The organism is Rothia sp. HSID18067, assembly GCF_003989445.1.
Lineage (GTDB): Bacteria > Actinomycetota > Actinomycetes > Actinomycetales > Micrococcaceae > Rothia > Rothia aeria.
The window spans coordinates 121,171-147,568 of the sequence record NZ_RBMF01000002.1 but is presented as its reverse complement, the minus strand read 5'-3'; the positions used below and the strand labels follow the sequence as shown (position 1 = coordinate 147,568).

Here is a 26,398-nt window from a genome sequence, read left to right as displayed (position 1 = left end):
CCCGCCCCGTAACTACACGGGGCGGGACGAGTTATCTGGGGGCTCTTTAGGCTCCGGTTGGCTGCTGTGAGGCAGCGGAAGGAACCGGTTCGGTGTGGGCGGTGTCCACTAGCGCTTGGTCGACGAACCCGTCAGCGCCGCGCGGGGCGTTATAAAGCTGCTCGTTCAGAATGCCCTCACGTTTAGAGACAATCGCGGGAACCAGGGCCTGCCCGGCCACGTTCAGGGCGGTACGTCCCATATCAATAATCGGGTCAATCGCCAATAGAAGACCCACCCCGTCAAGGGGAAGACCCACAGTCGAGAGCGTTAGGGTGAGCATCACGATAGCGCCCGTCGTACCTGCCGTAGCGGCAGAACCCAACACCGACACCAGAATAATCAGCAGGTACTGCGAAATATCCAGGTGCACTCCGTAGAATTGCGCCACAAAAATAGCCGCCAGCGCGGGGTAGACGGAGGCGCATCCATCCATTTTGGTCGTAGAACCCAGCGGCACCGCGAAGGATGCGTATGCACGCGGCACGCCGAGGTTACGTTCGGTAACGGCCTCAGTTATGGGCATAGTGCCCATCGAAGACCGCGATACGAAACCAAGCTGCACTGCGGGCCATACGCCCGAGAAGTACTGTTTCACAGAGAGCCCGTTGAACTTCACGATCAGGGGATACACCACCAGGAACACGAGGAGCAGACCCGCATACAGTGCCGCAATGAACTTCACCAGCGAGCCCATGGACGTCCAGCCGTAGGCGTAGACGGCGTGCCCGATCAGCCCGATCGTGCCCAGCGGGGCGAGGCAAATAATCCACCACAGCACCTTCTGAATAATGGCGAGCGCGCTCTTGACGATATCAATAAAGGGCTTAGCCGCATCGCCCACCTTCAGGGCCGCAATACCGATGGCCCCCGAAATCACGAGCATTTGGAGCACGTTAAAGGAAACCGAAGATGTTATACCGGAGCCGGTGGTTTTCGTGGTGACCTCAAGCCCTAAGAAATTGGAGGGGATAATCCCGGTCAGAAATGCTGTCCATGATCCCCGGGTGCTGGTGCTGCCCGAGGGGCTAACCTCGGCACCCACACCAGGCTGAACGAGCAGCCCCAGTACGATACCGATGGAGACCGCAAAAAATGCTGTAATAGCAAACCAGATAAGTGTCTTAACTGCTAAACGTGCCGCATTCGTCACCTGTGAGAGATTCGAGATTGAGGCAACGACGGCGGTAAACACCAGCGGGATCACCGCGGCTTTAAGGAGAGTTACATAGGACGTGCCGACAGCGTCTAGAGTGGCCATGAGCCAGTTGGGGTTGTTTTTCGCGTCGCCGCCAAGAGCTGTGGCGGCAAACCCTAACCCAATACCAATAAGGAGGGAAGCAATAATCTGGTTGCCAAAAGAGGCCGCCCAGGAGGGAAATCTAAATGTTCGTGTGTTAGCCATGGCGCTTACTGTAGACCTGTTGGGCGGGGCGGTCGAATTTAGATGACGAAGTATTGCAGGGATAAAGTTTCGAGTGGTCCTTCAGGCTCCCATTCCGCCTTGGTATGATGGGGTGTGCCCCGTAAATCCGCGACTGTAGGGTGTATAACCCTGAAGGAGACACCTCATGAGCAGTACCCCAGGTAACGAGAGTGCCACCTCAAAACTAGCGAATACGGCTGGTGAGGCTGCTGCTAATATCCCCAGAACAGGTGTTAGCGGTAAACGGTGGCTGGCTATTCTTGGGGCGGGTGCCCTAATTGTCAGCGGCAGCGTGTTTGCCTATAACTCATTGCATAAAGAAGAAGAGGCGTTTACCGCTGACGGTGGTGAAGAGTTTGCCCAGGTTTGCCAAGACGCAAAAACTGGGCGTCGGGTTGAAGACTCCGAATGTGAGAAGGCAGGTGAAGCCGCTAACTCCAGTGACTCCTCATCCAGCTCGAATAGTAATAACAGCAGCCACAATAACAGCGGGTCAAACTCAAACTCTGGTACGCACAATAACCAGTCCCATGTCACCAACGCGTTCCTGTGGTACTACATTGGCAGTCAGGCTGGCCGGAACGGGAGTATTCCCGCAGTAGGGTCGTCGCTGACGGGCGGCAGCACCTCCCGCCCCTCGTCCGGCACGGTCTATAGCGGTGTATCTTCTAAGGGTGGCGGGTTTGAGTCGTCTTACCGCAGCGCCAAGAAGACCAGCACGGTCGCTGGCGGTAAGGTCACGTCCACCACTAGCGGCGGTAAGAGCAGCAGCGCAAAGTCTGGGTCGAACCCCGGTTCGCGTGTGGGCAGTAATAAGTCGGGCAGTAACTCCGGCAGCTCCAAGTCAGGAAGCAATTCCGGGTCCAAATCAGGTGGCTCTAAAGGCGGCTTTGGCGGAGGCTCCAAGTCGGGTGGAGGCACCTCCGGCGGCTAGGACCCGGCCCCTGAGCAAACTCACCATTATCCCTTCATGAGCGAACGGACACCATGCGACGCGAAGAATTCCCTGCCCACCGCCCGGGGTGGGAACAGACAATTGATGAGGAAGGCCTCACCTACAGCATCGATTTCCCAGGCGACACCCATTACTGGAATGAGTACGCCGCCTACGTGTTCACCCCCGACGAGATGGACAGCATCAGGGCCCAGTCGGAACAGATACATAAGATGTGCCTGAACGCCGTAGAATACATGGCCTCCGGGGCGTTCGGCACCCTGGGGCTACCCGAACCTGCGTTTCAGCTGGCTATTGAGTCGTGGAACCAGCAGGACCCCGATTTTTACGGCAGGTTCGATTTCACGTACTCCGGTATCCCCGGGGACCCCCTGAAACTGCTCGAATACAATGCAGACACCCCCACCGGCATTATTGAGGCAGCTATCTGCCAGAAAACCTGGTATCAGCAGCAGCGTCTTGACGCGCAAGGCTACGGGCACTGGGGCGAGATAGGGGAGGCGTTTACCGAACGGTGGCGGCAGATCTTCGCGGCTGAGACCACCCCGCAGCTTCACCTTGCGCACGTGAACGAGAGTATTGACCCCTACCAGGAGGACTACAATAACGTGTGGCTTATCGCCCACGCCGCCCAGCTGGCCGGGGTTAAGACCAAGCTCATTCCCATTGACGAGATCATTTTTAATGAGGACACCAAATCGTGGTCTGACGCGGACGGTAAGCCCATTAATAACCTCTTTAAGCTGTACCCGTGGGAGGACCTGGTGACGGATTCGGAGTCCGGGTACGATAAGCTGCTCTTCGCCTACCACGGCTCGATCCGCCGCTGGGTTGAGCCAGCCTGGAAAATGTTCCTCTCAAATAAGCTGCTGCTGGCCGCCCTGTGGGAGATGTACCCCAACCACCCCAACCTGGTGCCCGCCTACGCCGGACGCTCAGGCGGACTGACGAACTGGGTGCGTAAACCCATTTTCGGGCGTGAAGGCGACGGCATTGAAGTGCATGCCCCGGATCACGGCATTTTCTCCCGCGATGAGGAGGATGAGCATTTCATTCATGCCCCCGAGAGCGAGTTCGTGTACCAGCAGTACATTCCCGCGCCCCTGTATTCTGGCCTCATGCAGCCCACCAACCACCCGATGCTGGGTGTGTGGATGGTGAACGGGCGGGCCGTGGGCATGGGCATCCGCGAATCGGACGGGCCGGTCACCGACTACTACTGCCGTTTCGCCCCACACCTCGTCAAAGAGTAGAGCAACGGTACGGGGCTGATGGTACAGGGCGCACCTCAAAACTGCATATGCTGTGCGGTGCGCCCTGTGCTGTTTCGCTGGGTTTAGTCGTCTTCGTCGTCCTCTTCGTCATCAGCCATGACCTCGTCGCTGAGCGCGCGGCGGAGCGTATCGAGCCCCACCGAGCCGAGCATGAGCGCCCGTGTGTGGAACTCCCGCAGCGTATCGCCCTGAGCCAGCGCCGCCTGCCGCAGCTGCAGCCAGATACGCTCACCCACCTTATAGCTGGGCGCCTGACCGGGCCAGCCCAGGTAGCGGATGAACTCAAACCGGATAGTGCCTTCGGAGCCTTCCAGGTTCTGCACCAAAAACTCGTACCCCAGTTCGGGGGTCCACACGGTTCCCGGTTCAACACCCAGACGCGGTGCCCACTCATCGGGTATCGGCAGTTCACAGTGCACACCGATATCGAACACCACGCGGGCTGCGCGCATCCGCTGGGCGTCCAGCATCCCCATCCGGTCCCCGGGGTCCTGTAAGAAACCCAGCTCGTCCATGAGCCGCTCGGCGTATAGGGCCCAGCCTTCACCGTGGCCTGAGGTCCACATCATGCTCGCCCGCCACTTGTTCATGGTGTTCGCCATCGCCGTAGCCACTGAAATCTGCAGGTGGTGCCCCGGCACGCCCTCATGGTACACGGTGGATGTTTCACGCCAGGTGGCGAAGGTGTCATCCCCTTCCGGCACGGACCACCACATGCGACCCGGGCGAGAAAAATCGGGGGAGGGCCCGGTGTAATAGATGCCGCCCTCGTGGGTGGGGGCGATTCGGCACTCAATGTTCAGCATCGGGCCGCCAATATCGAAATGGGTGCCCGCCAGCGCCTCAACGGCGGTATCAGCGTGGGCCTGCATCCACTCCTGCAACGCCTCGGTGCCGTGCAGGGCACGCACCGGGTCCATATCCAGCAGCTCTTTGGCACGTTCTATGCTGGCGCCCGGTTCGATCTCTGAGGCCACAGTGTGCTGCTCAGTAATAATCCGCTCCAGCTCCTGCACACCCCAGGCGTATGTCTCATCCAGGTCGATGCTAGCCCCCAGTGATTCACGCGAGTACAGGGTGTAGAGTTCCCGGCCCACCGCATCTTTGCTGGGGGCTTCGGGCAGCAGGGTGTCGCGCAGGTATGTGATGAGGGCACGGTAACCATCCTTAGCGGCCTGGGCGCCTTCGCGGGCTTGCTCCGTGATAGCGGGTGCTGCGGCGGTGATCTCCGCGGCCAGGGCATCAAAGAACCCGCCATCGGCAATGTACGCTTCGGCCTGCTCGATCACGATCTGCACCTGGCGGCGTGGGGAAACTTTGCCCTCCGCACGTGCCGCCTCAAGGGTCTGAATAAACCCGTCGATAGCGCCCGGAACGTTCGCTAAACGCCCGGCAATGTGCGCCCAGTCCCGCTCGTTCTCACGGCTCATAAGGTCGAATGAGGTACGGATCTGCTGGGGTGCACTGAAGATATTATTCAGCTGCCATCGCCCCAACCCTGCACGACGCATTTGACGGGTAAGCGTGAGCCGCTCCTGCATGGCATCTAGAGTCACCAGGTCTGTGTCATCAATGGGGATGACCTTATCCAGCTTTTTCAGGGTTTTTTTGACGAGCTTCGCATATGCTTCTTCACCGGCGGGGGAATAGTCACCAAAGAGTGTTTCAACACCTGTACGGCCGTGCTCGGTGGCAAGAACTGGGTCTAAATCAAGGGATGCTTCATAGAATTCATTAGCGATGCGATCAACGTCGGTCTGCGCTCGCTTAATGCGATAGATAGCCGGAAGTTCGTCGTAGATAGTCATGGTCTAATCCTATCCCAGAATGTGTTTTCTGTCGCATTTAGCAGGCGTTGCATGTGGCAGTATTCAGGGCCGTAATCACCCGCCAGCGCCGAGTCTTACCCTCTAGAATATCCATTGGATACCCCGAAATACTCTGACATATGTCATGTACTGCTGCTGAAAATGGCCCGCACACCGGTACGAGGTTCATCTGAGAAGGGCCATTTAAGAAAGAACCGGGGCAAGTTCGAACCTGCTTACTGTACTGCCGCCAGAGCGCGTGCAACGATACAGGCTGAGGGGACGTTGCTGTTACATAGGCCGTGCCCGACGCCATGACCCCGGCCCCGGTTTAAGGGAGGCGCCCAGCCACTGGCGGCGGTTAAGCAGGCGGGAAGCCGTAGCCAAAATCGGGTTCTGCTCCTTGGCGGATGCGCCCGCCTGCATTGCATACACCAGGGCGGTCAGCGCAGCCACTTCCTCATCTGTGGGGTTACCCTTTACGACCCGCAGCAGCGGTGCAGGGCTCTGCTGTGCAGCATCCTCAGCCTGCTGGTGCACAACCGGTGCCGCCGTACTAGTTGCCTTAGGTCCACCCGGTAGCCCCTGCTCTGTACTGCCCGCTGTCGCAGTTTCGGGTTCGGTGTTGGGGGTGGAAAAGGATGAACCCTCCTCCTTTTTCTTACCGAACGAGAAGTAGCTCAACGGGTTATAGGCCGCCATGGGCCCTCCTTCATACAAGTCGTCACTTAATACCCGGCTTAGAAGGCACGGATCATCTCAAACCGTACCAGTGCACAACACCTACAGCGGAATATTCCCGTGTTTCTTCGCGGGGGTGGCTGCGCGTTTATCGTGCAGCGCCCGCAGGGATGAAATAATGCGCACGCGCGTCTCGTGCGGGGCGATTACCTCATCCACGTACCCCAACTCCGCAGCCTGGTACGGGTTCAGCACCTCAGCCTCATACTGCTCAATTAGTTCGGCTCGGTGCGCATCAACATCTTGGCCCGCCTCCGCTGCGGCCGCCAAATCTCGACGGTGCAGAATGTTCACCGCACCCTGGCCGCCCAGCACACCGATCTGGGCGGTGGGCCAGGCCAGGTTAATGTCGGCACCGAGCTTTTTAGAACCCATCACAATGTACGCCCCACCGTACGCTTTACGGGTAATAACGGTCACCAGCGGCACGGTTGCTTCAGCGTAGGCGTATAACAGTTTGGCGCCGCGGCGAATAATGCCGTTGAACTCCTGATCGGTGCCCGGCAGGAACCCAGGCACATCCACAAACGTCAGAATCGGCACGTTAAAGGCGTCGCAGTGACGCACAAACCGTGCCACCTTTTCGGAGGCGGCAATATCAAGGCACCCGGCAAACTGCATGGGCTGGTTTGCCACGATTCCCACGGTGCGCCCCTCAACGCGGGCGTACCCGATCATGGCGTTCGGGGCGTACAGTGCCTGCATCTCAAGGAAATGCCCGTTATCCACCACCGACTCGATAACAGCCCGCATATCGTAGGGCTGGTTTGCGGAGTCGGGGATGAGGGTATCTAAATCAAGGTCGTCCACGGTGACCGTCGGCTCTTGGTCGTGATCCAGCGGCAGCGCCTCAGATAGGTTATTTGACGGCAAAAACTCCAGTAGTTCCCGCACAAAGTCGAAGGCATCTTCCTCATCTTCGGCCAGGTAGGTGCTGGTGCCGGTCACCGCATTATGCTGGCGGGCACCACCAAGAGTTTCCATATCCACCTGCTCACCGGTGACAGCTTTAATGACGTCCGGGCCGGTAATGAACATGTGCGACGACTTATCGACCATCACAATATAGTCGGTCAGGGCGGGGGAGTAGGCGGCACCGCCGGCACAAGGACCCATAATCACCGAGATCTGCGGAATCACCCCGGAGGAACGCACATTCATGCGGAAAATATCGGCAAACATTGCCAGCGACGCCACACCCTCCTGGATGCGTGCGCCGCCGCCGTCATTAATACCGATGACGGGGCACCCGTTCTTCAACGCGAACTTCTGCACCTTCACGATCTTCTCGCCGTTCACCTGCGAGAGGGAACCGCCGTACACCGTAAAATCCTGCGAGTACACGGCAACAAGCCGCCCATCAATAGTGCCGTAGCCCGAAACCAGGCCATCCCCCAGCGGCTTCTTCTTATCCATGCCGAAGGCGGTGGTGCGGTGCCGCGCCATTGCGTCAAACTCCACAAAAGATCCCTCATCCAGAAGCATGTCAATACGCTCACGCGCCGTCTGCTTCCCGCGCGCATGCTGTTTTTCGACGGCTGCCTCACCGCCGGGGTTAATGGTCTGCTCGCGCCGGGCAAAGAAATCGGCGAGTTTACCGGATGTGGTGCTCAGGTCAAATTCCTGCTGAGTCTGCTCAGACATGTGTTCCTCAATTCGGGCGGCGCGCAGAGAGGTCTTCTGCGGTTCTGGGTGTGCGCACAGGCGCAGCAGGCTCACCCAAGCTACGGCGAACCTTACCTTACAACTATAGTGTGAACGAGTATCCGGTGCCAGATAGGTTCCGGCGCGGCGTCATATTCGGGTGTGGTCTCCACGCCCCGTTAGCTGATTGGCAGTGTACTAATGGTGCGGCACCCGCTGTAGGGAAAACGTATCACCTTACCCGCGGCAGCTCACCCTAACCACCGGGCGCCGCACCAAGCGAAACGGTTAGCGGACGCTGCCAATCACCGGGTTCCACTCCTGCACTGTGTACGAGAGCACCGCCCCGCCAGTGTTCATAGGATCTTCCCGCACCAGAGCCTCGGCAGCATCAGCGGAGTCTGCGCTCACAATCAGAAGCGCCCCAGCGGCAGAACCGTCCCGCATGAGCGGGCCGGAGACAACCAACGGCCCCGACTCGGCCTGCTCGGCCAGGTACTGCCGGTGTGCCGGGCGGTGCGCATCCTGCTGCTCGGGCGCGGCATAAACATAGGTGATTGCGTAATAAGCCATTCGTCGGCTCCTTCCGGACGGGTATCGGGGGGTGGGAGTCACCTCCCGTTCCCCTTAAATCTACCGCACCCGCACCGTTCCACACCGGCTGCACATCTATATAATCAGCCCCCAAGGAATAAAAATTACAGTGAATACACAGCCAACAGCAGGCACATCCGGGAAGAAACCGGAGTGCATCCGTATTACCCTATAGTAGGAGGGCTGCCCGTGCTCAACACCATCACACAATGGGGCGGTCTAAGGGACGCAGCACCGGTAGCACCCGCCTGCCCTTGGGCGTAACTGGCGGCGAAAGAACGAATTCTAGGGTGAGAATAATGGGTAATAACACCATGAACCAAGAACGCGTACACAACGCGGCCGCACAGCACGGGTACCGTACCGTGCGCGTATTGGAGCACACCGGATCAACGAATGATGACGCGCGCCAAGTGCTCACCGACCCAAACCCCAGCGTACGGGAGCAGCTGGGGGAGCTCTCCGTCTTTGCCACGGACGATCAGCGCGCCGGGCACGGTCGGCTAGACCGAGCCTGGGTAACCCCTCCAGGTACCGCGCTTGCGGCCACCGTTGTGGTGCGCCCCCACGCCGGGATAGGGCAGGGGCTGGCACCCGAAAACTACCACTGGCTCACCCTCATAATGGGGCTAAGCGTGCGCGAGGTGCTGCGTGAACTCGGCGTAGACTGCGATCTGAAGTGGCCAAATGACCTCATCGCCGGAGGCAAAAAATGCTGCGGGGTGCTCGCCCAGCTCATCCTTGAGCCCGCGGGGACGAACCCGGCCGGTACCGCAGCAACATCAATGAGCGTGCTGGTGGGCGCCGGAATAAACCTGAACATGCTCGAAGAGCAGCTGCCCACCGAAACCGCAACAAGCACTCGCGTGCTGCTGGGGCACACAGTAGACACCGAACAGGTACTTACCCACCTGCTGGAGGTTTTCGCCCGTCGTTACCGTGCCTTCTGCAGTGCAGGCGGAGACCCCGAAAGCCCCGGTGGCGGCGAGCCGTCACTGCTGCAGCAAGCCCGCGAGCACACTCTCACCCTGGGGGCGCACGTGGCCATGCACCTGCCGGATGGACGGGTCATTACCGGTACGGCGGAAGATATTGACGATCAGGGGCGCATCCTGGTGCGTTCAGACGGGGCTCTGACCGCCTACTCGGTGGGCGATATAGAGCATCTACGCGCCGCCGACGGATCATACCTGGCGACCCGACCACCACAGGCCTAGCCCTTTACCACCGCCCCGTTACGCTTTCGAGAACATCACCGCCCGAGAGGACAACCCATGAAATTCAGGGGAAAACTACTACCGGCAGAACGAACGATCGTCATCACCCGAACCCACCCCATTAAGCTGCTTCCCGTGCTGGGGTACGCTATGCTCGCAGCCTGCGCCTGGAGCTTCGGCTCGGCTGCACGTTCATCGAACCTGCTGGCGTGGTTGGGCGTTATTCTCAGCTTCATAAGCATTATTGTGGCGGTGCGTAAGCTGCTGTACTGGCTGGGTCGGCGGTACATTGTCACCACCCACCGGCTTATGATGACCAACGGGCTACTGAGCATGCGCGCCACCCAAGGCATGCGGCTCGACCAGATGGGCCGCCGCTGGAAGAGGCAGGGGCAAATGGGCAAATGGCTGGGATACGGGTCGGTGCAGGTTGAACTGCTGGGCACCAGCATCCCGCTGACCTACGTCCCCGAACCCGACAAGTTTTTGCGCATTATGGAGCATTCAGTGCGCACCTACTATCCGCTGCGAGCAGGGTATATGCGCCACGGCTAAACGGGAGCTATCTCCCGGATAGTTGAAGGCGCCCGCCGTTCAGGGGGCGGGTGCAGGCCCGCAAGCAACAAGAAAATATCCATCGTTCTGCGGGTCTATTAAGGCGGTTGCCGCATAAACCGAGTATCCTATAGTGTGAAATAAGGCACGTGACACCGGTTTTACTGGGTGTCAACCACCAGTACATCGCCGAAAGGAGGGGATGCAATGGTCGATAGGAACGCTAGCACCAGCTCTCTGCCCGTAACCCACGGACCAGAAACACAGATGCTTAACCTGAAAATTCTGCAGAACCTATCACAGAGCAATATTTACCGGGACGAAAAATCCAAAGAAGGCGTGCGTTCCCTCGAAAAAACTCTTCTGGGTGAAGGCCCTCGATACACCCACCGGCAGGCCGCCTTAGCCGCCGGCATGGACCCGCAGAAAGCCCGAAAAATCTGGCGTAATATGGGGTTCTCAGACACCCCCGCAGAAGAACACTACTTCTCAGACCGCGATGTGCAGCTGCTGCGTACCATTGCTGAACTAGAACGTGAAGGCGAAGTTACTTTTGAAAGCGCCCAGTCGATCGTGCGCTCGGTAGGGCAGCTGACCGACCGGATTGTGGCCTGGCAGATCGAAAGCCTTGTTGATGATATTGTCGCCCGCGAAGGCGTCAGCGACGCGCAGGCCCGCCGCACCCTGCTCTTTAAACTGCCTAAGCTGATGCCCGCCCTCGAAGAGCTCGCCATGTACGGGTATCGTCGTCAGATGTACTCTGGTGTGCTGCGTCTGGCCCTGCGGGAAAACCGTGACCCCGGTGAATCACACAAACTGCCGCTCATGCGCGGGGTGGGGTTCGTCGATATAGTCTCGTACACTTCGTTAGTGCGCTCGCTTGATAAAGGTGAGTTGTCGCGTCTTATTAACCATTTTGAGCAGAGCTGCCTGGATGTGATTGTGCCCCGCCGCGGGCGCATTATTAAAACCCTGGGGGACGAGGCGTTTTTCCTCACAGAATCCCCCGAATCGGCTGCCGAGATCAGTTGCGAACTGGTGCGCTCATTTGACCGTGACCCACAGATCCCCGGGGTGCGTGTGGGGTTTATTTGGGGTGAGGTGCTGGCCAGCCGTGGCGATGTGTATGGTTCGAGTGTGAACCTTGCCTCACGGCTCGTGTCTATCGCGGAACCTGGTACGGCCCTGACAGATTCGGTAACCGCTGACGTATTACGCGAATCAGAGACTTATTTTAGGCTTACGGAACAGGGCACCAAAAATGTACGAAGTTTTGGAAATATTGGTACCGTAAGTGTTAGTCTCGGTAGCAATAATACGATGGAGAGTACACAGTAATGAGCACTAATCTTCACATGCGCACAGGCAGCGCTACTCATCGCGGCGTGTACCGGGAGAATAACGAAGATTCCATGATTGTGGCCGGGACGCTGTGCGTGGTGGCCGATGGTATGGGCGGGCATGAGGCAGGTGAAGTCGCTTCGCGCCTGTGTGTGCGGCAGCTGGCGTACTCTTCTTTTTTTACCTTGCCCGGGGGCATGAGCCCCGAAGAGCAAGAAGACTATGAGCGCCGCGTTCACGATGAGAACAAGGGTAAATCTAACCGCCGTAAAACCAGCGAACTGAACAATGAGATTTTGCGTACCTTAGAGCGGCTACGCAGCCTGATTGGTGAGGCAAATGATCAGATTAAGGGTGCACTCTCTAAGGCTGGGGGCACCACGGTTACAGGTGCCTGGCTCACACGTATCGGGGCTCAGCAGCTTTGGGTGATCTTTAACGTGGGGGATTCCCGTACCTACCGGCTGGTGCGTGAGCAGGAGGGGTTCCACCACTCCGAGATGGAAATGCTGCCCGGTAATGCCGGCAGCGCCTCGCTGGAGCAGGTGACTGCCGATCATTCGGAGGTTCAGTACCTGGTGGATGAGGGGCAGATTACGCAGCTTGAGGCACTAACCCACCCGCGTCGTAATGTGATTACCCGAGCGTTGGGTACAGGCAACTATTGGGAGCCTGACTTCTGGGTTTTCCCGGCGCATGAGGGCGACCGCGTGATGCTGTGCTCGGATGGATTATCGGGTGAGCTCTCGCATGAGTATATGGCGCGGGTGCTCACGTCGGTGCGGCACCCTCAGGATGCTGCGGATGTGCTGCAGTATGAGGCGCTACGTTCGGGCGGGCGGGACAATATTACGGTAATCGTGGCTGACGCGATCGTCCCGGATGAAGACTGATAAACTACGCTATCGCACGGCGCAGGTGGGTTTGTGGCTCGGTGAGCACAACCTGCTGGGGCTTACGCACTCAACGTTTATAGCCTGAGAATGTTGTCGCATGACCGCGGGCCTCTCACTGACCGAATCCAGCGGCTAGACTTGTTGGTGTGACTGAAAAAAACTCTTCTATTAGCCCAGAATCCGCGTCCGCTGAGGTGTCTCTCACCCCTGAAATCCGTGATGAGTATGCGCAGCTTATTGATGATGTGCGTGATGCTCGCCGCGCCTACTACACGGATGATGCCCCCACGATTTCTGATGCTGCGTACGATGTCCTCTACCGTCGTCTTGAAGAAGTTGAGGCGCTCTATCCCGAACTGGTGGCGAATGACTCTCCCACCCAGGAAGTGGGCGGGGAGGCATCCTCGGCGTTTGCACCGGTGACTCACCGCGCCCGCATGTACTCGCTGGAGGATGTGTTCTCAGACGAGGAACTGCGTGCCTGGCTCACGAAGGCGCAGGAAAACTCGCAAGCTATTTCGGGCAAGAACCCCACCTGGCTGACCGAGCTGAAAATTGATGGGCTTGCGGTGAACCTGCTGTACCGCAATGGTGCCCTAGTACGCGCAGCAACTCGCGGGGACGGCACCACGGGCGAGGACGTGACGCACAATGTGCGAACCATCGCCACCATCCCGCAGCGGCTTTCCGGGCAGAACCACCCCGAGGAGATCGAGATACGCGGAGAAGTGTTCATCTCGTCCGCCGATTTTAAAGCGCTGAACGAAAAGATTGTGGCTGAGGGCAAGAACCCGTTTGCGAACCCGCGTAATGCGGCGGCGGGCTCTTTGCGGCAGAAAGACGCGGCGGTTACCGCCCAGCGACCGCTGAGCATGTATGTGCACGGTATCGGGTCCTCCCAAGGGCTGGGGATTGAGACCCAGTCTGAGGTGTATGAGCTGCTTGCCTCGTGGGGGCTTCCGGTGAGCCCGTACACCGAGACCTTTACGGCAGTGGAGGATATTTTTGCCTATATTGAACGGTATGGGCAGCAGCGTCACTCACTGGTGCACGAGATTGACGGTATCGTCATTAAGATTAATGATTTCGCTACCCAGCGGCAGCTGGGGTACACCTCGCGTGTGCCGCGCTGGGCGGTGGCGTATAAATATCCGCCGGAAGAGGTAAATACTAAGCTGCTGGATATCCGGGTGGATGTGGGACGCACCGGCAGGGTTACCCCTTACGGTGTGATGGAACCTGTGCTCGTGTCAGGCTCAACCGTCGAGCACGCCACCTTACACAATCAGGATGTGGTGAAGGCTAAGGGGGTACTTATTGGTGATACCGTGGTGCTGCGCAAGGCTGGCGATGTTATCCCCGAGATTGTGGGCCCGGTAGTGGCCTTACGCGACGGCAGCGAACGAGAGTTCGTGATGCCCACGCTCTGCCCTTCCTGCGGTTCACCTCTTGCCCCGGGTAAAGAGGGAGACGTGGATTTGCGGTGCACCAACCCGCAATCTTGCCCGGCGCAGCTGACCGAGCGTATCTACTATGCTGCCTCCCGCGCGGCTTTTGATATTGAGGCGCTGGGGTTTGAGGCAGCTAAAGCACTCACCGCTCCCGCAGAGCCGGCGGAGCCGCCGCTGCGCAGTGAGGCGTTCCTCTTCGACCTGACCGAAGAGGACCTGCGTGAGGTCAAGATTGAGCGGGAGAAAAAAGTGAAGGGGGTAGGAACCGGCAAAACTGAGCTGGTGCCTTACTTCTGGAGTAAAGGGACCGCGAAAAGGCCCTCCGCACCGACGAAGAACACCCGCAACCTGTTTGTTGAGCTTCAGAAAGCTAAGCAGCAGCCGCTGTGGCGTGTGCTTGTTGCCCTGTCGATCCGGCATGTGGGCCCCACTGCGGCACGTGCGCTTGCCACCGAGTTTGGGTCAATGGATGCGATCCGTGCGGCTGACCGCGACCGTCTAGCGGCCGTGGATGGTGTGGGCGGTACGATCGCCGACTCGATTATTAACTGGTTCGCGGTGGACTGGCACGCCGAAGTAGTGAACCGTTGGGCACAGGCCGGGGTGCGCATGCAGGACGAACGTGATGAGTCCATCGAACGCACCCTTGAGGGTGTGACTGTGGTGGTTACCGGAACGCTGAACGATTTCACGCGCGATAGCGCCAAGGAGGCAATTATTGTTCGCGGCGGCCGCGCTTCAGGCTCTGTATCGAAGAAAACTCATTTTGTAGTCGCCGGAGCCTCGGCAGGCTCCAAACTTGATAAGGCGGAATCGCTGGGGATTACTGTGCTTGATGAGGATGGGTTTAAGAAACTGCTAACGCAGGGCCCGAGTGCTTTTGACCCGGATATTGAACAAGCGTAATGGCGGCGGTTAAGACAGACGCCTCTTTATCGCGGTTGAGCCGTCGGGTACCTGTGCAGTGGATAGCTTGTGAGCTGTCATTGTGCGGGTCCCGGCGGCTTTATGCTGGTGCTAAAACGTCCCAATTAAATTGGTACGGTCCCCGAACGGTAAAACAGGGCAAAAATCCCCTTAAACTTAGGTAACCCATACCGTATTTTGCACATAAAAACGTTAAAAACATGCTCAGGGCGAAGGGCCTTAAAAAATTTTTAAAAATTTTTTGGCGGATATATAAGGAGGATAGGTGGGGTGCCCAGCAACGATTTAAAAGAAGAATCTTTCTACAGCACTTCCCTGCCATAGCAGTTCAAAACCCGGGGGCAGGGGAGAGGTAAATGTCTAATTGAAACGAGTAAATAAGAACCTGGGAGTTTGCTGAAAGAATCTGAAATGTTCGCTGAAAGCGCTCAGATCATCGTTCTGAGGTTGGCATCTTAAGGTTTCTCCGTTATCTTTGTTTATCAGAAAGATTCTTTTCGGGATACGTTCCCGAACTGATGCCAGGTTCTACCGCACACCCCCATCGGGGAAATGCGTCCGACCCACAGGCCCATACGGGCATCCGGGCGCATGGAAACGATGGAACGCCATTCACGGGTAGAACCGCACAATGAGTAACCGACGTTAATCAAGGGTGAATGGCAACGCGTTAGAACTCCGGGGACGGAGTGAGCGTGGGTGGCCCTCTTGGAGCATTATGAAGAACACTTCCACCGTACGCCGTACCGCTGCCGCTCTTGCCGTTGGCGGTGCAGTCGCAGCAACCATGTCTGTTCCCGCAGCAAACGCAGCAGATTCCGCTACCTGGGACGCACTGGCACAGTGCGAGTCCGGTGGTAACTGGTCCATCAACACCGGTAACGGCTTCTACGGCGGTCTGCAGTTCACCCAGCAGTCCTGGAACGGTGTCGGCATGGCCGGCTCCCCCAACGGCGCTTCCCGTGAGCAGCAGATTCAGGCAGCAGAGCGTCTGCTCGCTGTCCAGGGTTGGGGCGCATGGCCCGCATGCTCGGCTAAGCTGGGCCTCTACGGCAAGGCTGGCGCATCCGCTACTGCACAGAACTACGAAGCACCCGCAGCTCAGAGCCAGGTAAACACCCAGGCGCAGGCACAGGAGAGCTACACCGCTCCCGCTGCGCAGGCTCCGGCAACCCAGGCACCTGCTCAGCAGGCTCCCGCAGCACCTGCTGCTGCTGCTGAGGCACCGGCTGCACAGGCTCCTGCCGCTCAGGCACCCGCAGCAACCTACGCCGCTCCCGCAGCACCCGCTGCAGCAGGTACCTACACCGTTCAGGCTGGCGACACCCTCTCGGGTATCGCAGCAGCATACGGTGTGCAGGGTGGCTACCCCGCAATTGCTGCCGCTAACCCCGGCACCATTGTGAACGTAGACCTGATCTACCCCGGCCAGGTGCTGAACATCCCCGCATAAGGCAGGGACACTCAATAAGCTTCAGGGGCTAAGCCCCAAGCATTAATTGGCTCTCATCTTCCCCTGTGGAAGGTGAGGGCCAATTTTTCTGCTATAAACCCTCGCATAATGTGCCCGATTAAACACCTGCACCCCGCCGGGCTACATTACACTAGAGAAGAGAATAAACCCCAACCCCTATTTGGAGAACTATGTCTGCCATCACCTTTGAGCAGGTTAAGCACCTGGCTGAGCTGGCACGCATCGAAATGACCCACGACGAGCTCACGGCTATGGCTACGGAGCTCGATATTATCGTTAGTTCGGTGGAAAACCTCTCAGAGATCGTTACCTCTGACACCCCGGCAACCAGCCACCCCATCCCTCTGACAAACGTTTTCCGTGAAGACGTAGTGGGGGAAACCCTCACCCAAGAAGAGGCGCTCTCAGGCGCACCCGATGCGCAGGACGGCAAGTTCCGCGTGCCCGCAATCCTCGACGAAGACTAAGGGAAAATAAGTGAACGAACTGATTCAACTTACCGCCGCTGAAGCCGCCCAGAAGGTAGCCTCGGGCGAGGTCAGCGCGGTAGAGCTCACGCAGGCACACCTGGACCGTATTGAAGCAACCGACGGTAAGGCATTGAGCGATAACCGCGCGGACGGCAAAAGCGGTCTGAACGCTTTTCTGCACATTAACGCTGAGCAGGCGCTTGCCGAAGCAGCCGCCGTGGACGCGGACCGCTCCGCCGGTGAAACCCTCCCGCCGCTGGCTGGGGTGCCGATCGGCGTGAAAGACCTGATCGTGACCAAAGGACAGCCCACCACCGCAGCATCCCGTATGCTGGAAGGCTGGATGAGCCCCTACGACGGCACCGTAACCCGCAAGGTGCGCCAGGCGCGTATGCCAATTTTGGGTAAAACTAACCTAGATGAGTTCGCGATGGGCTCATCCAACGAACACTCCGCGTTCGGTGTAGTGCGTAACCCTTGGGACCTAACCCGTGCCCCGGGCGGTTCTGGGGGCGGCTCAGCGGCCGCTGTGGCTTCTTTCCAGGCACCCCTGGCGCTTGGTACTGACACGGGCGGTTCTATCCGTCAGCCAGCTTCCTTCACCGGCTCTGTAGGCATGAAACCGACGTACGGTTCGGTTTCTCGCTATGGTGTAATCGCCATGGCCTCGTCTCTAGACCAGGTGGGCCCCTGCGCCCGCACCGTACTCGACACCGCGATGCTTCACGAGGTTATCGCCGGGCATGACCCCATGGATTCCACGTCCTTGAACGAGCCTGTGGGAGCCTACGCTGATGCGGCACGTGCCGGGGCGAACCCCACCTCCCTCAAAGGGCTACGTGTGGGCGTTATTAAAGAGCTGGGCGGCGGATCCGGTGAAGGGTTCCAGGACCGTGTGATTGGCAGCTTTACCGATTCGTTGCGGCTTCTGGAGGAGGCTGGCGCCGAAATCGTTGAGGTCTCCCTGCCCTCGGTGCGTGAGGCAATCAGCGCCTACTACCTGATCATGTCATCCGAAGTGTCTTCAAACTTGGCGAAGTACGACGGTGTGCGCTACGGCCTGCGTGTGGTGCCTGAAGACGGCCCCGTCACCATTGAGCGCGTCATGGCGGCAACCCGTGAGGCCGGGTTCGGCGATGAGACCAAACGCCGTATTATTCTGGGAACCTACGCCCTATCAGCCGGTAACTACGATGCCTACTATGGGGCGGCTCTGCGGGTGCGCACCCTCATCCAGCGTGATTACGCTGCCGCATTCGAAAAATGCGATGTGCTGGTGTCCCCGACCTCCCCCTCTACCGCGTTTAGGTTGGGGGAGAAAACGAAATCCGACGACCCCATGGCAATGTACCTGGGTGATATTGCCACCGTCCCTGTGAACCTTGCGGGTGTTCCCGCTATTTCCCTACCCGCCGGACTTGACCACCAGGACGGGCTGCCCGTGGGTATACAGTTCACCGCTGCGGCTCGGCAGGATGCGCGCCTGTATGGTGTGGCTGCGGGCCTTGAGACGCTTCTGACCGAGAAGTGGGGCGCCCCGCTCTACACTCGTGTTCCCGACACCGAAACCCTGATCCGCGACTTTGACTTTGGGGGTACCAAGTAATGAGCGAAGAAATCCTCAGCTTCGAAGAAGCAATCGAGAAGTATGACCCGGTGCTCGGGTTCGAGGTGCACGTTGAGCTGAACACCAAAACTAAAATGTTCGACGCCGCCCCGAATGAGTTTGGTGATGAACCCAACACGAATATTTCCCCCGTCTCGCTGGGGCTGCCGGGTGTGTTGCCGGTGGTGAATAAGGCAGCGGTCGAGTCAGGCATTAAACTGGGCCTGGCTCTGGGATGCGATATTGCGCCGCTGTCATATTTTGCCCGGAAGAACTACTTCTACCCGGACACCCCGAAGAACTTCCAAACCTCCCAGCATCGTGACCCCATTGCTGAGAACGGCAAGCTAGATGTTGAGCTGGAAGACGGCACCGTGTTCACCGTCGAGATTGAGCGCGCCCACATGGAAGAAGACGCCGGTAAGCTCACCCACGTGGGCGGTGCCGACGGGCGTATCCAGGGTGCGGCGTTCTCGCTGGTGGACTACAACCGTGCCGGTGTGCCGCTGATTGAGATTGTGACCCGCCCGATTGTGGGCGCGGGCGAGCGCGCCCCCGAGCTGGCACGCGCCTATGTTGCGGCGATCCGTGACATTGTGAAAAGCCTAGGTATTTCGGACGCTCGCATGGAACGCGGTAACGTGCGATGCGACGCGAACGTGTCTCTCATGCCTAAGGGAGCCGAGAAATTCGGTATCCGCTCGGAGACGAAGAACGTGAACTCCCTGCGCTCGGTAGAGCGTGCGGTACGCTACGAGATTCGCCGCCACGCCGCTATTTTGGAGCGTGGCGAGAAGGTGCTGCAGGAGACCCGCCACTGGCATGAGGATACCCGCGAAACCTCATCGGGCCGCCCCAAGTCGGATGCCGACGACTACCGGTATTTCCCGGAGCCCGACCTGGTTCCGATCGTGACGAATACCGAGTGGATTGAGAAGCTACGCGCAAGCCTGCCCGAGCCTCCCGCGGAGCGCCGCCGCCGCTTGAAGAACGAGTGGGGGTACTCGGATGAAGAGTTCCGTGACGTGGTCAACGCTGGCGCTCTTGACGTTATTGAGCAGACTATTGCCGCCGGGGCGAGCGCATCCGCTGCCCGCAAGTGGTGGATGGGTGAGATTGCCCGCCAGGCCAAGCAGGCCGAGGTTGAGCTGACCGCGCTGGGTATTGAACCTGTAACCGTGGTGGAGCTTGAGACCCTGATCGCCGAGGGCAAGATTAACGACAAGATTGCCCGTAAGGTGCTGGAGCATGTGCTCGCTGGCGAAGGTAAGCCTGCCGAGATCGTTGAGGCTCGCGGTCTTGCCGTGGTTTCTGACGACGGTGCGCTCACCGCCGCCGTTGAGGAGGCTTTGGCGGCCATGCCGGATGTTGCCGATAAGATTCGTGCCGGTAAGGTTCAGGCGGCTGGTGCGATCGTTGGCCAGGTGATGAAGGCTACCCGGGGCCAGGCGGATGCGGCTCGCGTGCGTGAGCTTATTCTGCAGGCCTGCGGCGTGGAAGGCTAAAACCGATCCAACCCAGATAAGGCTCTCTGTTTGAGGGCTAAAAAGGCTCTTTATGTGAATCAAGCGTTTGAAACTCCGCTGTATTCACATAAAGAGCCTTTTTATGTTGCAGCATGGGGCAATAGCAGATATGCGGTGCGTTTAACCCTATACGGTAAAGTAGTGATGAACAACATAGTGGGTGAGGGAGAGGAACACCAATGAAGGTTATGCGCAGCCTAAGACGCAGAACCCTTGTCATGCTTACAGCGTTGACCCTTATCTTGTCGGCCAGTTCGGTTCTTGAGAGCGTCATCATCAAATACTTGACTGATGCGGTCACATCTTATGACCGCGTCCTCTTTGCGTGGATGCTTGCGGCTGTGCCCACATATCTTGTTGTTGACGCGTTTCTCCGTTATGTACGCCAGTACCGTGCCGCTCTTGCCGGGGTGCAGATTCAGAATAATCTGCGTGCAGAACTGTTCCGCCGCATCGGACTTTCTCCCGTAGCGCGGCTGACGGGCAGGAGCTCCGAATACTATTTTTCGCAGTTCACGAGTCAGCTTGAAAGCATTAAAACCAACTATATTGACGTTATTTTCTGGGGCGGGTACCTCACCGCGCAGCTTATCTTCGCCATTGTGGCTGCTTTTATTCTGAACCCGTTCATGGCGTGCGCCGTTCTTGCGCTGAGCCTGCCGGTGGGGTTGATGCCGGTGCTGACTCGAAAACGTATTGGTGCCGTGACAAAAGCTTATGCATCTCAGGCCGACGCGTTGAATGAGGTCAGCGGTGATGCGCTCCGCAGCGCTTTGGGGTGGAAGATTCTGGGCGCATACTCATTCGTGGCTAAACGCTTTTCTGAAGAATTGAGTGAATGGTACGTGGCGGCGCGGAGCTATCAGCGCACACAGGAGCGTGTAGACGCCGTCAATAGTATGTTCACGAAACTTCTGTATTTGGGAACGTGGCTTGCCGGTGGGGCGTTGGTGCTCTCGGGGCTATCGAGCGTAGGCGAGGTGGTCGCTTTTGCCCAGTTGACCGGTATGATCTGTATGCCGCTGTTTATGTCTACAGGTTTGCTGACCCAGTATTATGCGGGTCGTGAGATTATTCACAAGATTGATGCGGAAGTACCCGCTGTGGAAGATGACCGACCGGGCGAGCCTCTCACACTGGACGCATTTACCTATCGTGACGTCAAGCCGTTGGGCGAAAAGTCGGCGGGGTGTGGTGTGAGCTTCATGTTTGAGACTGGTAAAAAGTATCTGGTGATTGGCGCATCCGGCTCGGGCAAATCTACGCTTTTCAAACCTCTTTTTGGAAATCACCCCGAATACAGCGGAACTATTGAGGTGCACGAATCGGCGCAAGTGCGCGATCTGCGTGAGATTGCCGAACAGGATATGCACGCTTCCTTGGGTCTGCTTGCGCAGGACAGTCATCTGCTGCACGATAGCCTGCGCGAAAATATTCGCCTGTACGATCCGTCGGTGCCGGATGTGCAGATTCTCAGGGCTTGTGAGCGCGCAGGTCTGGGCGAGTGGGTTTCCGCGAAGGGTCTTGATTATATGCTGAGCGACGATTTGAGGTCGCTTTCCGGCGGGGAGAAACAGCGTATCTTACTCGCACGTATGCTCCTGCACGAACGCTCTTTCTACATTGTGGATGAGCTCACCACTGGGCTGGACCACGCTACGGCGGGACGGGTTGAGCGTGCTCTTTTCGAGAGCATGGAAGGGTTTGTTTACATTACACACCGTACGGTTCCCGAGGTTTTGGCGGCGGTCGATGAGGTGCTTGTGATGGAAGACGGCGAGCTTGTAGCCTCCGGAACCTGGGATGATGTGCACGCGGCCGCCCTAGAACGCGGGCTTGTGGGGCATCCCTAGTGCTAGCCAATTGCTAAAAAGGCTCTTTATTCGAATAAAGCGTATTATTTGCCGCTTTATTCGAATAAAGAGCCTTTTTTTGTGCCCCGAGGAAGAGGACACATCGGAAGGGTATACCCGCTTATTCGGTAATCCCCAAGTCTGTCAGGATAAAGGCGTAATCCCAAGCAATCTCACGCCAGCGGGCTGGAGCATGCAGATTCCGAGCGCGCGAGGTACCAAATCTGCATGCGGAAGGGTATACCCGCTTATTTGGTAATCCCTAGGTGTGTGAGGATGAAGGCGTAATCCCAAGCAATCTCACGCCAGCGGGTATACCGCCCGGAACCGCCTCCATGTCCACCGGTCATGTCGATCTTCAACAGTGGGGTGGGGGATGACGGGTCGATGGTTTCGCGCAGTTTTGCAATCCATTTGGCGGGCTCCACATAGAACACGCGCGTATCGTGCAGACTGGTCACCGCCGCGATAGCGGGGTAGCGCACGGGGCGAATGTTCTCGTAGGGGGTGTAGGACTTCATGTACTCGTACACTTCCTTATCCTCAATGGGGTTGCCCCATTCTTCCCATTCCAAAGCAGAAAGCGGCAGGTCAGGGTCAAGGATGGTGGTGAGCGCATCCACGAAGGGAACCTGGGCGATTGAGACCGCATATTTCTCAGGAGCCAGGTTCAGCACGGCACCCATGAGCAACCCGCCCGCGGAACCACCGTAGCAGGCGATACGCGCAGGATCTGCCCACGGCTTGGTCGCCAGGTAATCAGTGACATCCACAAAATCAGTGAATGAGTTCTTCTTGTGAAGCTTCTTGCCGTTGAGGTACCAGGTGCGCCCCATCTCGCCGCCACCGCGAATATGCGCAATCACGTACACCACCCCGCGGTCCAGAATCGACAGTGTGGGGATGGAGAACATGGGGTCCATCGAAATTTCGTAGGATCCGTAAGCGTACTGAAGCACCGGATGGGGCTGCGTCAGGTCAAGATCGGCACGGTGAATCACCGAGATGGGGATGAGGGTTCCATCGGAGGCGGGTGCCCAGTCACGGTAGGCGCGATAATCCTCACGCTGATAACCCCCAAGCACCGGGGTCTCGCGGCGCAGAAGCAGGGTCTGCGACATGGGGAAATAATCGTATACACGGCGCGGAGTTAGGAATGAGGTGTAGGCGATACGGATAACCGGGGAATAGTTCTCGGCACGCAGCACGCCAGCGGTGTACAGTTCCTCATCGAACCCGGCAGGCTCCATGAACGTGATACCTGCGGGCTTCTTGCGGCGCCACTGCACGGGCAGCTGCTCCCGCGGGGCAAGGAACAGGCGGGTGGTTGTATCCGCGCGGGCGGTCACCACCAGGTGGGTCGCAGAGAGTGTGAACCCTTCGAGGCGAACATTTTCGCTGTGGCGAATCACCGGAACCCAACGCTTCGAATATTCCTCTAAAGATTCGCCGTCCTGCGGCATATCGGCGAGCACCAGCTCCGAGTTCAGCGCCTTATAGTCGTGCTGAATCAGCAGATGGGTTTCACCGGCAATCGTGATCGGCTCCGCCTGGTACTCAATGCGCGCATCCCTCGGAATGATCACGCGCGGCGTGCTCTTCGGCTCGGCAATAGGCACCAGGCTAACCTCGGTAAACTCGGAGTTGCCGCTGGAGAGCACGATGGACGAACGGTCGGCGCTCATTGCAGAACCCAGCCACATGGTGGGGTCAGTTTCCTCATAGATCAGGTGGTCTTTGGTGCCCGCCCCAATATCGTGCACATACACGCGGTAGGGCCGCCACGAATCGTCCGGCACCGTGTACACGAGCTGCTGCGCATGGTTAATGAAGAACGACCCACCGCTAATATTCGGGATGGTATCGGGCAGGAACTCGCCGGTTTCCAGGTTGAGGAAACGCTGCTCGTAACGTTCGTCGCCCTTCTCGTCCACAGAAATGCTCAGGAGCTTACCGTTACGTGAAGGCTGGAACACACCGAGTGCGAAGAACTCCATGTCTTTGGCATACTCATTGCAGTCAAGCACCACCGATTCGCCTTCCAGTGGCTCGCCGGGCTTAATAACCGGGGGAGTGTAGCGCACCACCTCGTCGCCCTCATGCAGGGCAGGGTAACGGTAGAAAATCGGGTACTGACCGCCGGGAACCATGCGGCTGTAATACCACCAATCGCCGATGCGATTCGGAACCGTCAAATCTGTGAGCAGGGTGCGAGACTTGATCTCCTCAAAGATGCTCTCGCGTAGCGGCTGCTGATCCGCTGTGACGGCGGCGGTGTAGTCTGCCTCCGCGTTCAGGTAGTCGAGGACTTCCTGGTCTTCTTTATCGCGCATCCACTCGTAATGGTCGATAAAAGTATCACCGTGATACTCACGAATATGCTCAACCTTTTTAGGGACGGGGACGAGGGGAACTTCTTCTGCCGGTGTGGTGTTCGATGCGTCGCTCATGGGGCTCCTTGATTCAGGCTTGATTATAGGAAATGAATCCTTTTTAGCTTGTTCTCTAGTGTAGCGACTTGAGAGGTGAATTACTGCCTAGATCTATAGAGTTTTGGCGTAATATCTCAGTAACCAACATGGGGTGTATGTAGTCATTCAGCCTGCCTTGGCAGTACGCGCCACGAGCAGGCTGAATCTTGTTGCGCCCCGTCGGTTTTAGCCGTGTGAGTTCCGTTTCCTCAGCGTCGGGCTGTCAGCCAGTTTGAGCCAGATAACTCCCGCGATAATGACGGCGAGCCAGAAGGCCTTTGCAGGAGTGAGCACTTCATCAAAGAACACCGGTCCCAGCAGGGCGGCTCCCACGGAACCGATACCTGCCCAGACCGCGTAGCCGATTCCAACATCGACCTTCTTTAACGCGACGCTCAGGAAGAATAGCGTGCACAGGAAGAACACTAAAGCAATGAGCGACCACGCAAGATTCGTAAATCCTTGGCTGCCGTTCACGCTCAGGGCGTAGCCAACCTCAAAACCGCCAGCCAGTAGCAGAGCGCCCCAGGCTCGACTTTTCTGCCGATTCTGTACAGAATCATCTGAATTTCGTGAAGTCATGAGAACACTTCCCTTCAAAGTCTAAAAATTTTAGAGAGAACCAGCGAGGTTAAGTCCGATGACGCCAGCAATGACAACCAAGATACCCAGGAGTTTGCTCCATGTGAGCTGCTGACCCAAAAATAGAGCCCCTACGACCACAATTCCCACCCCAGATACGGAGGTCCAGATGGCGTATCCTACCCCCACGTCAAAGCTCAGAAGAGCTAGACTCAGAAAATAGGTTCCTAATGCGCCAGCAATAAGAGTCGTGGCGGTCCAGGGAATGTTTTTAAAACCCTGCGCCTTACCAGCCGCGATACCTACCGTCACCTCAAAAACCACAGCAATGGCGATAAAAATCCAGCTCATGGATCAGTCCTTTCAGATATAACAGATAAAAAATTATTCGAGGTCGGATGTGTGCCCGCCCGAAATCTCTAAATACCGCGCAAAAGGTTCATACCTATCCGGAACCGGCAGAGCACGGTAAAACTGTGCTCGCATATCATCGGTGATGCCGAAAAGAGCGTAACTGGAGCGGTAATCGAACCCCCAGCTGGCAGCCTCTTCACGGTCTGCCGCAACGTATATGGCGTCAATCCCGCAGTTTTGCGCGAAACGGTAACACAGCCCGCAGGGCTCACCCGTGGCAAGAAGAACGGTTCCTGAAAGATTGGAACATTTGAGTCGTGACATGGCATCGCGCATGGCAACAACCTCAGCGTGAGCGCTCGCATCACCGGTTTCGTAGACACGGTTAAACCCAAAGTTAGAAACAGCGACTCCGCTCTGAACAACGACGCCTACAAAGGGCAGACCTCCGGAATCAACGTGCTGAATGCATTGGTGAACCGCCTCAACCATGATGGTGTGTAGCGTTGTATGTTTAGTCATTGCGTTTCTCCTGCGCGGGGTCGCGGCTACTCAATATATTGACGATTTTCTTAATCCGGGTGGCGCTTGGAACACCGACCACAAGATGGTCGTTAACTCGAAAACTAGGAACCGACGTAATACCAACCACTTGTGCAGCGTAGTTCTGATCAGCGGCGTGTTGGATCCGGCGTGCCTCATTCAGCAGAGCCTGTTGTACCTCATGGGCGGTGAGTCCGACCGATACGGCAGCGTCGATAATGACCGCATCGTCACCAATATTTCGGTCCTCTTGGAAGAATGCCTTGAATATTGCGTGCGAGTATTCTTCGCCAAGGCCATGTTCTTGGGCGAGCTGAAGAACCATGAAAGCCTTCTGTGTTCGTGGCTGCGGCGATACGCTGGGAAGAGAAATTGGAATGCCCACCTGATGCGACATCGGATAGACGGAATCCTTCCATATTCGCGGTAGATAATCGTCTTCCGGGCGCAGCGTGGGAATGGGCTTCGGGCGAAGCTCAAATGGGCGAATACCCAGGTTCACATCGCATTCACGTTTGAGTTCATCAATTGTGCCTTCCACCAGAAAACAGAACGGGCACACATAGTCTATGAAGACTTCGACGGTGGTACTCATAGCAGCTCCTTTCGCGGAAACACTCTTATAGATGTATGCACATACATGTATTTAGA

General features: G+C 57.6%; 22 protein-coding genes. 12 read left to right on the top strand and 10 right to left on the bottom strand.

Annotation, left to right across the window (positions count from 1 at the left end; all coding sequences use genetic code 11):
- Nucleotides 1-46: 46 nt before the first annotated feature.
- Complete coding sequence (locus tag D8M23_RS05735; RefSeq protein WP_126854039.1) at nucleotides 47-1,444, bottom strand: dicarboxylate/amino acid:cation symporter; 1,398 nt, start codon at nucleotides 1,442-1,444, stop codon at nucleotides 47-49.
- A 166-nt stretch (nucleotides 1,445-1,610) separates the two neighbouring features.
- Between D8M23_RS05735 and D8M23_RS05730 the strand changes: the two genes are divergently transcribed.
- Together D8M23_RS05730 and D8M23_RS05725 are read left to right on the top strand one after the other, a co-directional pair.
- Nucleotides 1,611-2,399, top strand: a complete 789-nt coding sequence (locus D8M23_RS05730; protein ID WP_126854038.1) for a hypothetical protein — start codon at nucleotides 1,611-1,613, stop codon at nucleotides 2,397-2,399.
- Nucleotides 2,400-2,452: 53 nt separating this feature from the next.
- Nucleotides 2,453-3,673 (top strand): glutathionylspermidine synthase family protein, encoded by a 1,221-nt coding sequence (locus D8M23_RS05725; RefSeq protein WP_037232764.1) that lies wholly within the window; start codon nucleotides 2,453-2,455, stop codon nucleotides 3,671-3,673.
- 83 nt (nucleotides 3,674-3,756) lie between these two features.
- Here the strand turns inward: D8M23_RS05725 and D8M23_RS05720 are convergent, their stop codons facing one another.
- From D8M23_RS05720 to D8M23_RS05705, 4 genes are all read right to left on the bottom strand, one after another.
- Nucleotides 3,757-5,502, bottom strand: coding sequence for a DUF885 domain-containing protein (locus D8M23_RS05720; protein WP_126854037.1), 1,746 nt, complete (start codon nucleotides 5,500-5,502; stop codon nucleotides 3,757-3,759).
- A 291-nt stretch (nucleotides 5,503-5,793) separates the two neighbouring features.
- Entirely contained in the window at nucleotides 5,794-6,204 is a 411-nt protein-coding gene (locus D8M23_RS05715; RefSeq protein WP_126854036.1) for an acyl-CoA carboxylase subunit epsilon, read from the bottom strand.
- Between the two features lie 81 nt (nucleotides 6,205-6,285).
- Nucleotides 6,286-7,887, bottom strand: a complete 1,602-nt coding sequence (locus D8M23_RS05710; protein ID WP_126854035.1) for an acyl-CoA carboxylase subunit beta — start codon at nucleotides 7,885-7,887, stop codon at nucleotides 6,286-6,288.
- 288 nt (nucleotides 7,888-8,175) lie between these two features.
- A complete protein-coding gene (locus tag D8M23_RS05705; protein WP_126854034.1) occupies nucleotides 8,176-8,460 on the bottom strand; it encodes a YciI family protein in 285 nt (94 codons plus the stop codon).
- A 320-nt stretch (nucleotides 8,461-8,780) separates the two neighbouring features.
- On the opposite strand from D8M23_RS05705, the gene D8M23_RS05700 reads away from it, so the two are divergent.
- From D8M23_RS05700 to D8M23_RS05655, 10 genes are all read left to right on the top strand, one after another.
- Nucleotides 8,781-9,698 carry a biotin--[acetyl-CoA-carboxylase] ligase gene (locus D8M23_RS05700; RefSeq protein WP_126854033.1) on the top strand — a complete coding sequence of 306 codons (918 nt, stop codon included), beginning with the start codon at nucleotides 8,781-8,783 and terminating at the stop codon, nucleotides 9,696-9,698.
- Between the two features lie 57 nt (nucleotides 9,699-9,755).
- Complete coding sequence (locus tag D8M23_RS05695) at nucleotides 9,756-10,253, top strand: hypothetical protein (protein WP_006888105.1); 498 nt, start codon at nucleotides 9,756-9,758, stop codon at nucleotides 10,251-10,253.
- 207 nt (nucleotides 10,254-10,460) lie between these two features.
- On the top strand, nucleotides 10,461-11,591 hold the full coding sequence (locus D8M23_RS05690) for an adenylate/guanylate cyclase domain-containing protein (protein WP_126854032.1): 1,131 nt from the start codon (nucleotides 10,461-10,463) through the stop codon (nucleotides 11,589-11,591).
- The gene (locus tag D8M23_RS05685; RefSeq protein ID WP_126854031.1) at nucleotides 11,591-12,487 is read left to right on the top strand and encodes a PP2C family protein-serine/threonine phosphatase; all 897 of its coding nucleotides are present in this window, start codon (nucleotides 11,591-11,593) and stop codon (nucleotides 12,485-12,487) included. Before D8M23_RS05690 ends, D8M23_RS05685 begins: the two co-directional genes overlap by 1 nt.
- A 170-nt stretch (nucleotides 12,488-12,657) precedes the next feature.
- Entirely contained in the window at nucleotides 12,658-14,847 is a 2,190-nt protein-coding gene (ligA, locus tag D8M23_RS05680) for an NAD-dependent DNA ligase LigA (RefSeq protein WP_238693824.1), read from the top strand.
- Nucleotides 14,848-15,586: 739 nt separating this feature from the next.
- Nucleotides 15,587-16,321, top strand: coding sequence for a LysM peptidoglycan-binding domain-containing protein (locus tag D8M23_RS05675; protein ID WP_126854029.1), 735 nt, complete (start codon nucleotides 15,587-15,589; stop codon nucleotides 16,319-16,321).
- Nucleotides 16,322-16,512: 191 nt separating this feature from the next.
- Nucleotides 16,513-16,809, top strand: a complete 297-nt coding sequence (gene gatC, locus D8M23_RS05670) for an Asp-tRNA(Asn)/Glu-tRNA(Gln) amidotransferase subunit GatC (protein ID WP_006888268.1) — start codon at nucleotides 16,513-16,515, stop codon at nucleotides 16,807-16,809.
- Nucleotides 16,810-16,819: 10 nt separating this feature from the next.
- On the top strand, nucleotides 16,820-18,418 hold the full coding sequence (gene gatA / locus D8M23_RS05665; RefSeq protein WP_037232795.1) for an Asp-tRNA(Asn)/Glu-tRNA(Gln) amidotransferase subunit GatA: 1,599 nt from the start codon (nucleotides 16,820-16,822) through the stop codon (nucleotides 18,416-18,418).
- A complete protein-coding gene (gene gatB / locus D8M23_RS05660) occupies nucleotides 18,418-19,923 on the top strand; it encodes an Asp-tRNA(Asn)/Glu-tRNA(Gln) amidotransferase subunit GatB (RefSeq protein WP_006888206.1) in 1,506 nt (501 codons plus the stop codon). The genes gatA and gatB overlap by 1 nt, the downstream gene beginning before the upstream one ends.
- 239 nt (nucleotides 19,924-20,162) lie before the next feature.
- Nucleotides 20,163-21,797, top strand: coding sequence for an ATP-binding cassette domain-containing protein (locus D8M23_RS05655; protein WP_238693775.1), 1,635 nt, complete (start codon nucleotides 20,163-20,165; stop codon nucleotides 21,795-21,797).
- A gap of 248 nt (nucleotides 21,798-22,045) precedes the next feature.
- Here D8M23_RS05655 and D8M23_RS05650 read toward each other — a convergent pair whose 3' ends face one another.
- The 5 genes from D8M23_RS05650 to D8M23_RS05630 form a co-directional block, all read right to left on the bottom strand.
- Nucleotides 22,046-24,247 (bottom strand): S9 family peptidase, encoded by a 2,202-nt coding sequence (locus tag D8M23_RS05650; RefSeq protein WP_126854027.1) that lies wholly within the window; start codon nucleotides 24,245-24,247, stop codon nucleotides 22,046-22,048.
- Nucleotides 24,248-24,454: 207 nt separating this feature from the next.
- A complete protein-coding gene (locus tag D8M23_RS05645; protein WP_126854026.1) occupies nucleotides 24,455-24,850 on the bottom strand; it encodes a DMT family transporter in 396 nt (131 codons plus the stop codon).
- 30 nt (nucleotides 24,851-24,880) lie between these two features.
- A complete protein-coding gene (locus D8M23_RS05640) occupies nucleotides 24,881-25,201 on the bottom strand; it encodes a DMT family transporter (protein WP_126854025.1) in 321 nt (106 codons plus the stop codon).
- Nucleotides 25,202-25,234: 33 nt separating this feature from the next.
- Entirely contained in the window at nucleotides 25,235-25,726 is a 492-nt protein-coding gene (locus tag D8M23_RS05635) for a nucleoside deaminase (protein WP_126854024.1), read from the bottom strand.
- A complete protein-coding gene (locus D8M23_RS05630) occupies nucleotides 25,719-26,342 on the bottom strand; it encodes a DsbA family oxidoreductase (RefSeq protein WP_126854023.1) in 624 nt (207 codons plus the stop codon). The genes D8M23_RS05635 and D8M23_RS05630 overlap by 8 nt, the downstream gene beginning before the upstream one ends.
- Nucleotides 26,343-26,398 lie beyond the last annotated feature (56 nt).

Bases quoted from the DNA above. Each gene is read 5' to 3' on its own strand.
- D8M23_RS05630 (WP_126854023.1), bottom strand. From the start codon at position 26,342: ATGAGTACCACCGTCGAAGTCTTCATAGACTATGTGTGCCCGTTCTGT.
- D8M23_RS05645 (WP_126854026.1), bottom strand. From the start codon at position 24,850: ATGACTTCACGAAATTCAGATGATTCTGTACAGAATCGGCAGAAAAGT.
- D8M23_RS05735 (WP_126854039.1), bottom strand. From the start codon at position 1,444: ATGGCTAACACACGAACATTTAGATTTCCCTCCTGGGCGGCCTCTTTT.
- gatC (WP_006888268.1), top strand. From the start codon at position 16,513: ATGTCTGCCATCACCTTTGAGCAGGTTAAGCACCTGGCTGAGCTGGCA.
- gatB (WP_006888206.1), top strand. From the start codon at position 18,418: ATGAGCGAAGAAATCCTCAGCTTCGAAGAAGCAATCGAGAAGTATGAC.
- D8M23_RS05695 (WP_006888105.1), top strand. From the start codon at position 9,756: ATGAAATTCAGGGGAAAACTACTACCGGCAGAACGAACGATCGTCATC.
- D8M23_RS05640 (WP_126854025.1), bottom strand. From the start codon at position 25,201: ATGAGCTGGATTTTTATCGCCATTGCTGTGGTTTTTGAGGTGACGGTA.
- D8M23_RS05710 (WP_126854035.1), bottom strand. From the start codon at position 7,887: ATGTCTGAGCAGACTCAGCAGGAATTTGACCTGAGCACCACATCCGGT.
- D8M23_RS05730 (WP_126854038.1), top strand. From the start codon at position 1,611: ATGAGCAGTACCCCAGGTAACGAGAGTGCCACCTCAAAACTAGCGAAT.
- D8M23_RS05685 (WP_126854031.1), top strand. From the start codon at position 11,591: ATGAGCACTAATCTTCACATGCGCACAGGCAGCGCTACTCATCGCGGC.
- D8M23_RS05635 (WP_126854024.1), bottom strand. From the start codon at position 25,726: ATGACTAAACATACAACGCTACACACCATCATGGTTGAGGCGGTTCAC.
- D8M23_RS05700 (WP_126854033.1), top strand. From the start codon at position 8,781: ATGGGTAATAACACCATGAACCAAGAACGCGTACACAACGCGGCCGCA.
- D8M23_RS05725 (WP_037232764.1), top strand. From the start codon at position 2,453: ATGCGACGCGAAGAATTCCCTGCCCACCGCCCGGGGTGGGAACAGACA.
- D8M23_RS05650 (WP_126854027.1), bottom strand. From the start codon at position 24,247: ATGAGCGACGCATCGAACACCACACCGGCAGAAGAAGTTCCCCTCGTC.
- D8M23_RS05715 (WP_126854036.1), bottom strand. From the start codon at position 6,204: ATGGCGGCCTATAACCCGTTGAGCTACTTCTCGTTCGGTAAGAAAAAG.
- D8M23_RS05690 (WP_126854032.1), top strand. From the start codon at position 10,461: ATGGTCGATAGGAACGCTAGCACCAGCTCTCTGCCCGTAACCCACGGA.
- D8M23_RS05655 (WP_238693775.1), top strand. From the start codon at position 20,163: ATGCTTACAGCGTTGACCCTTATCTTGTCGGCCAGTTCGGTTCTTGAG.
- D8M23_RS05675 (WP_126854029.1), top strand. From the start codon at position 15,587: ATGAAGAACACTTCCACCGTACGCCGTACCGCTGCCGCTCTTGCCGTT.
- D8M23_RS05705 (WP_126854034.1), bottom strand. From the start codon at position 8,460: ATGGCTTATTACGCAATCACCTATGTTTATGCCGCGCCCGAGCAGCAG.
- D8M23_RS05720 (WP_126854037.1), bottom strand. From the start codon at position 5,502: ATGACTATCTACGACGAACTTCCGGCTATCTATCGCATTAAGCGAGCG.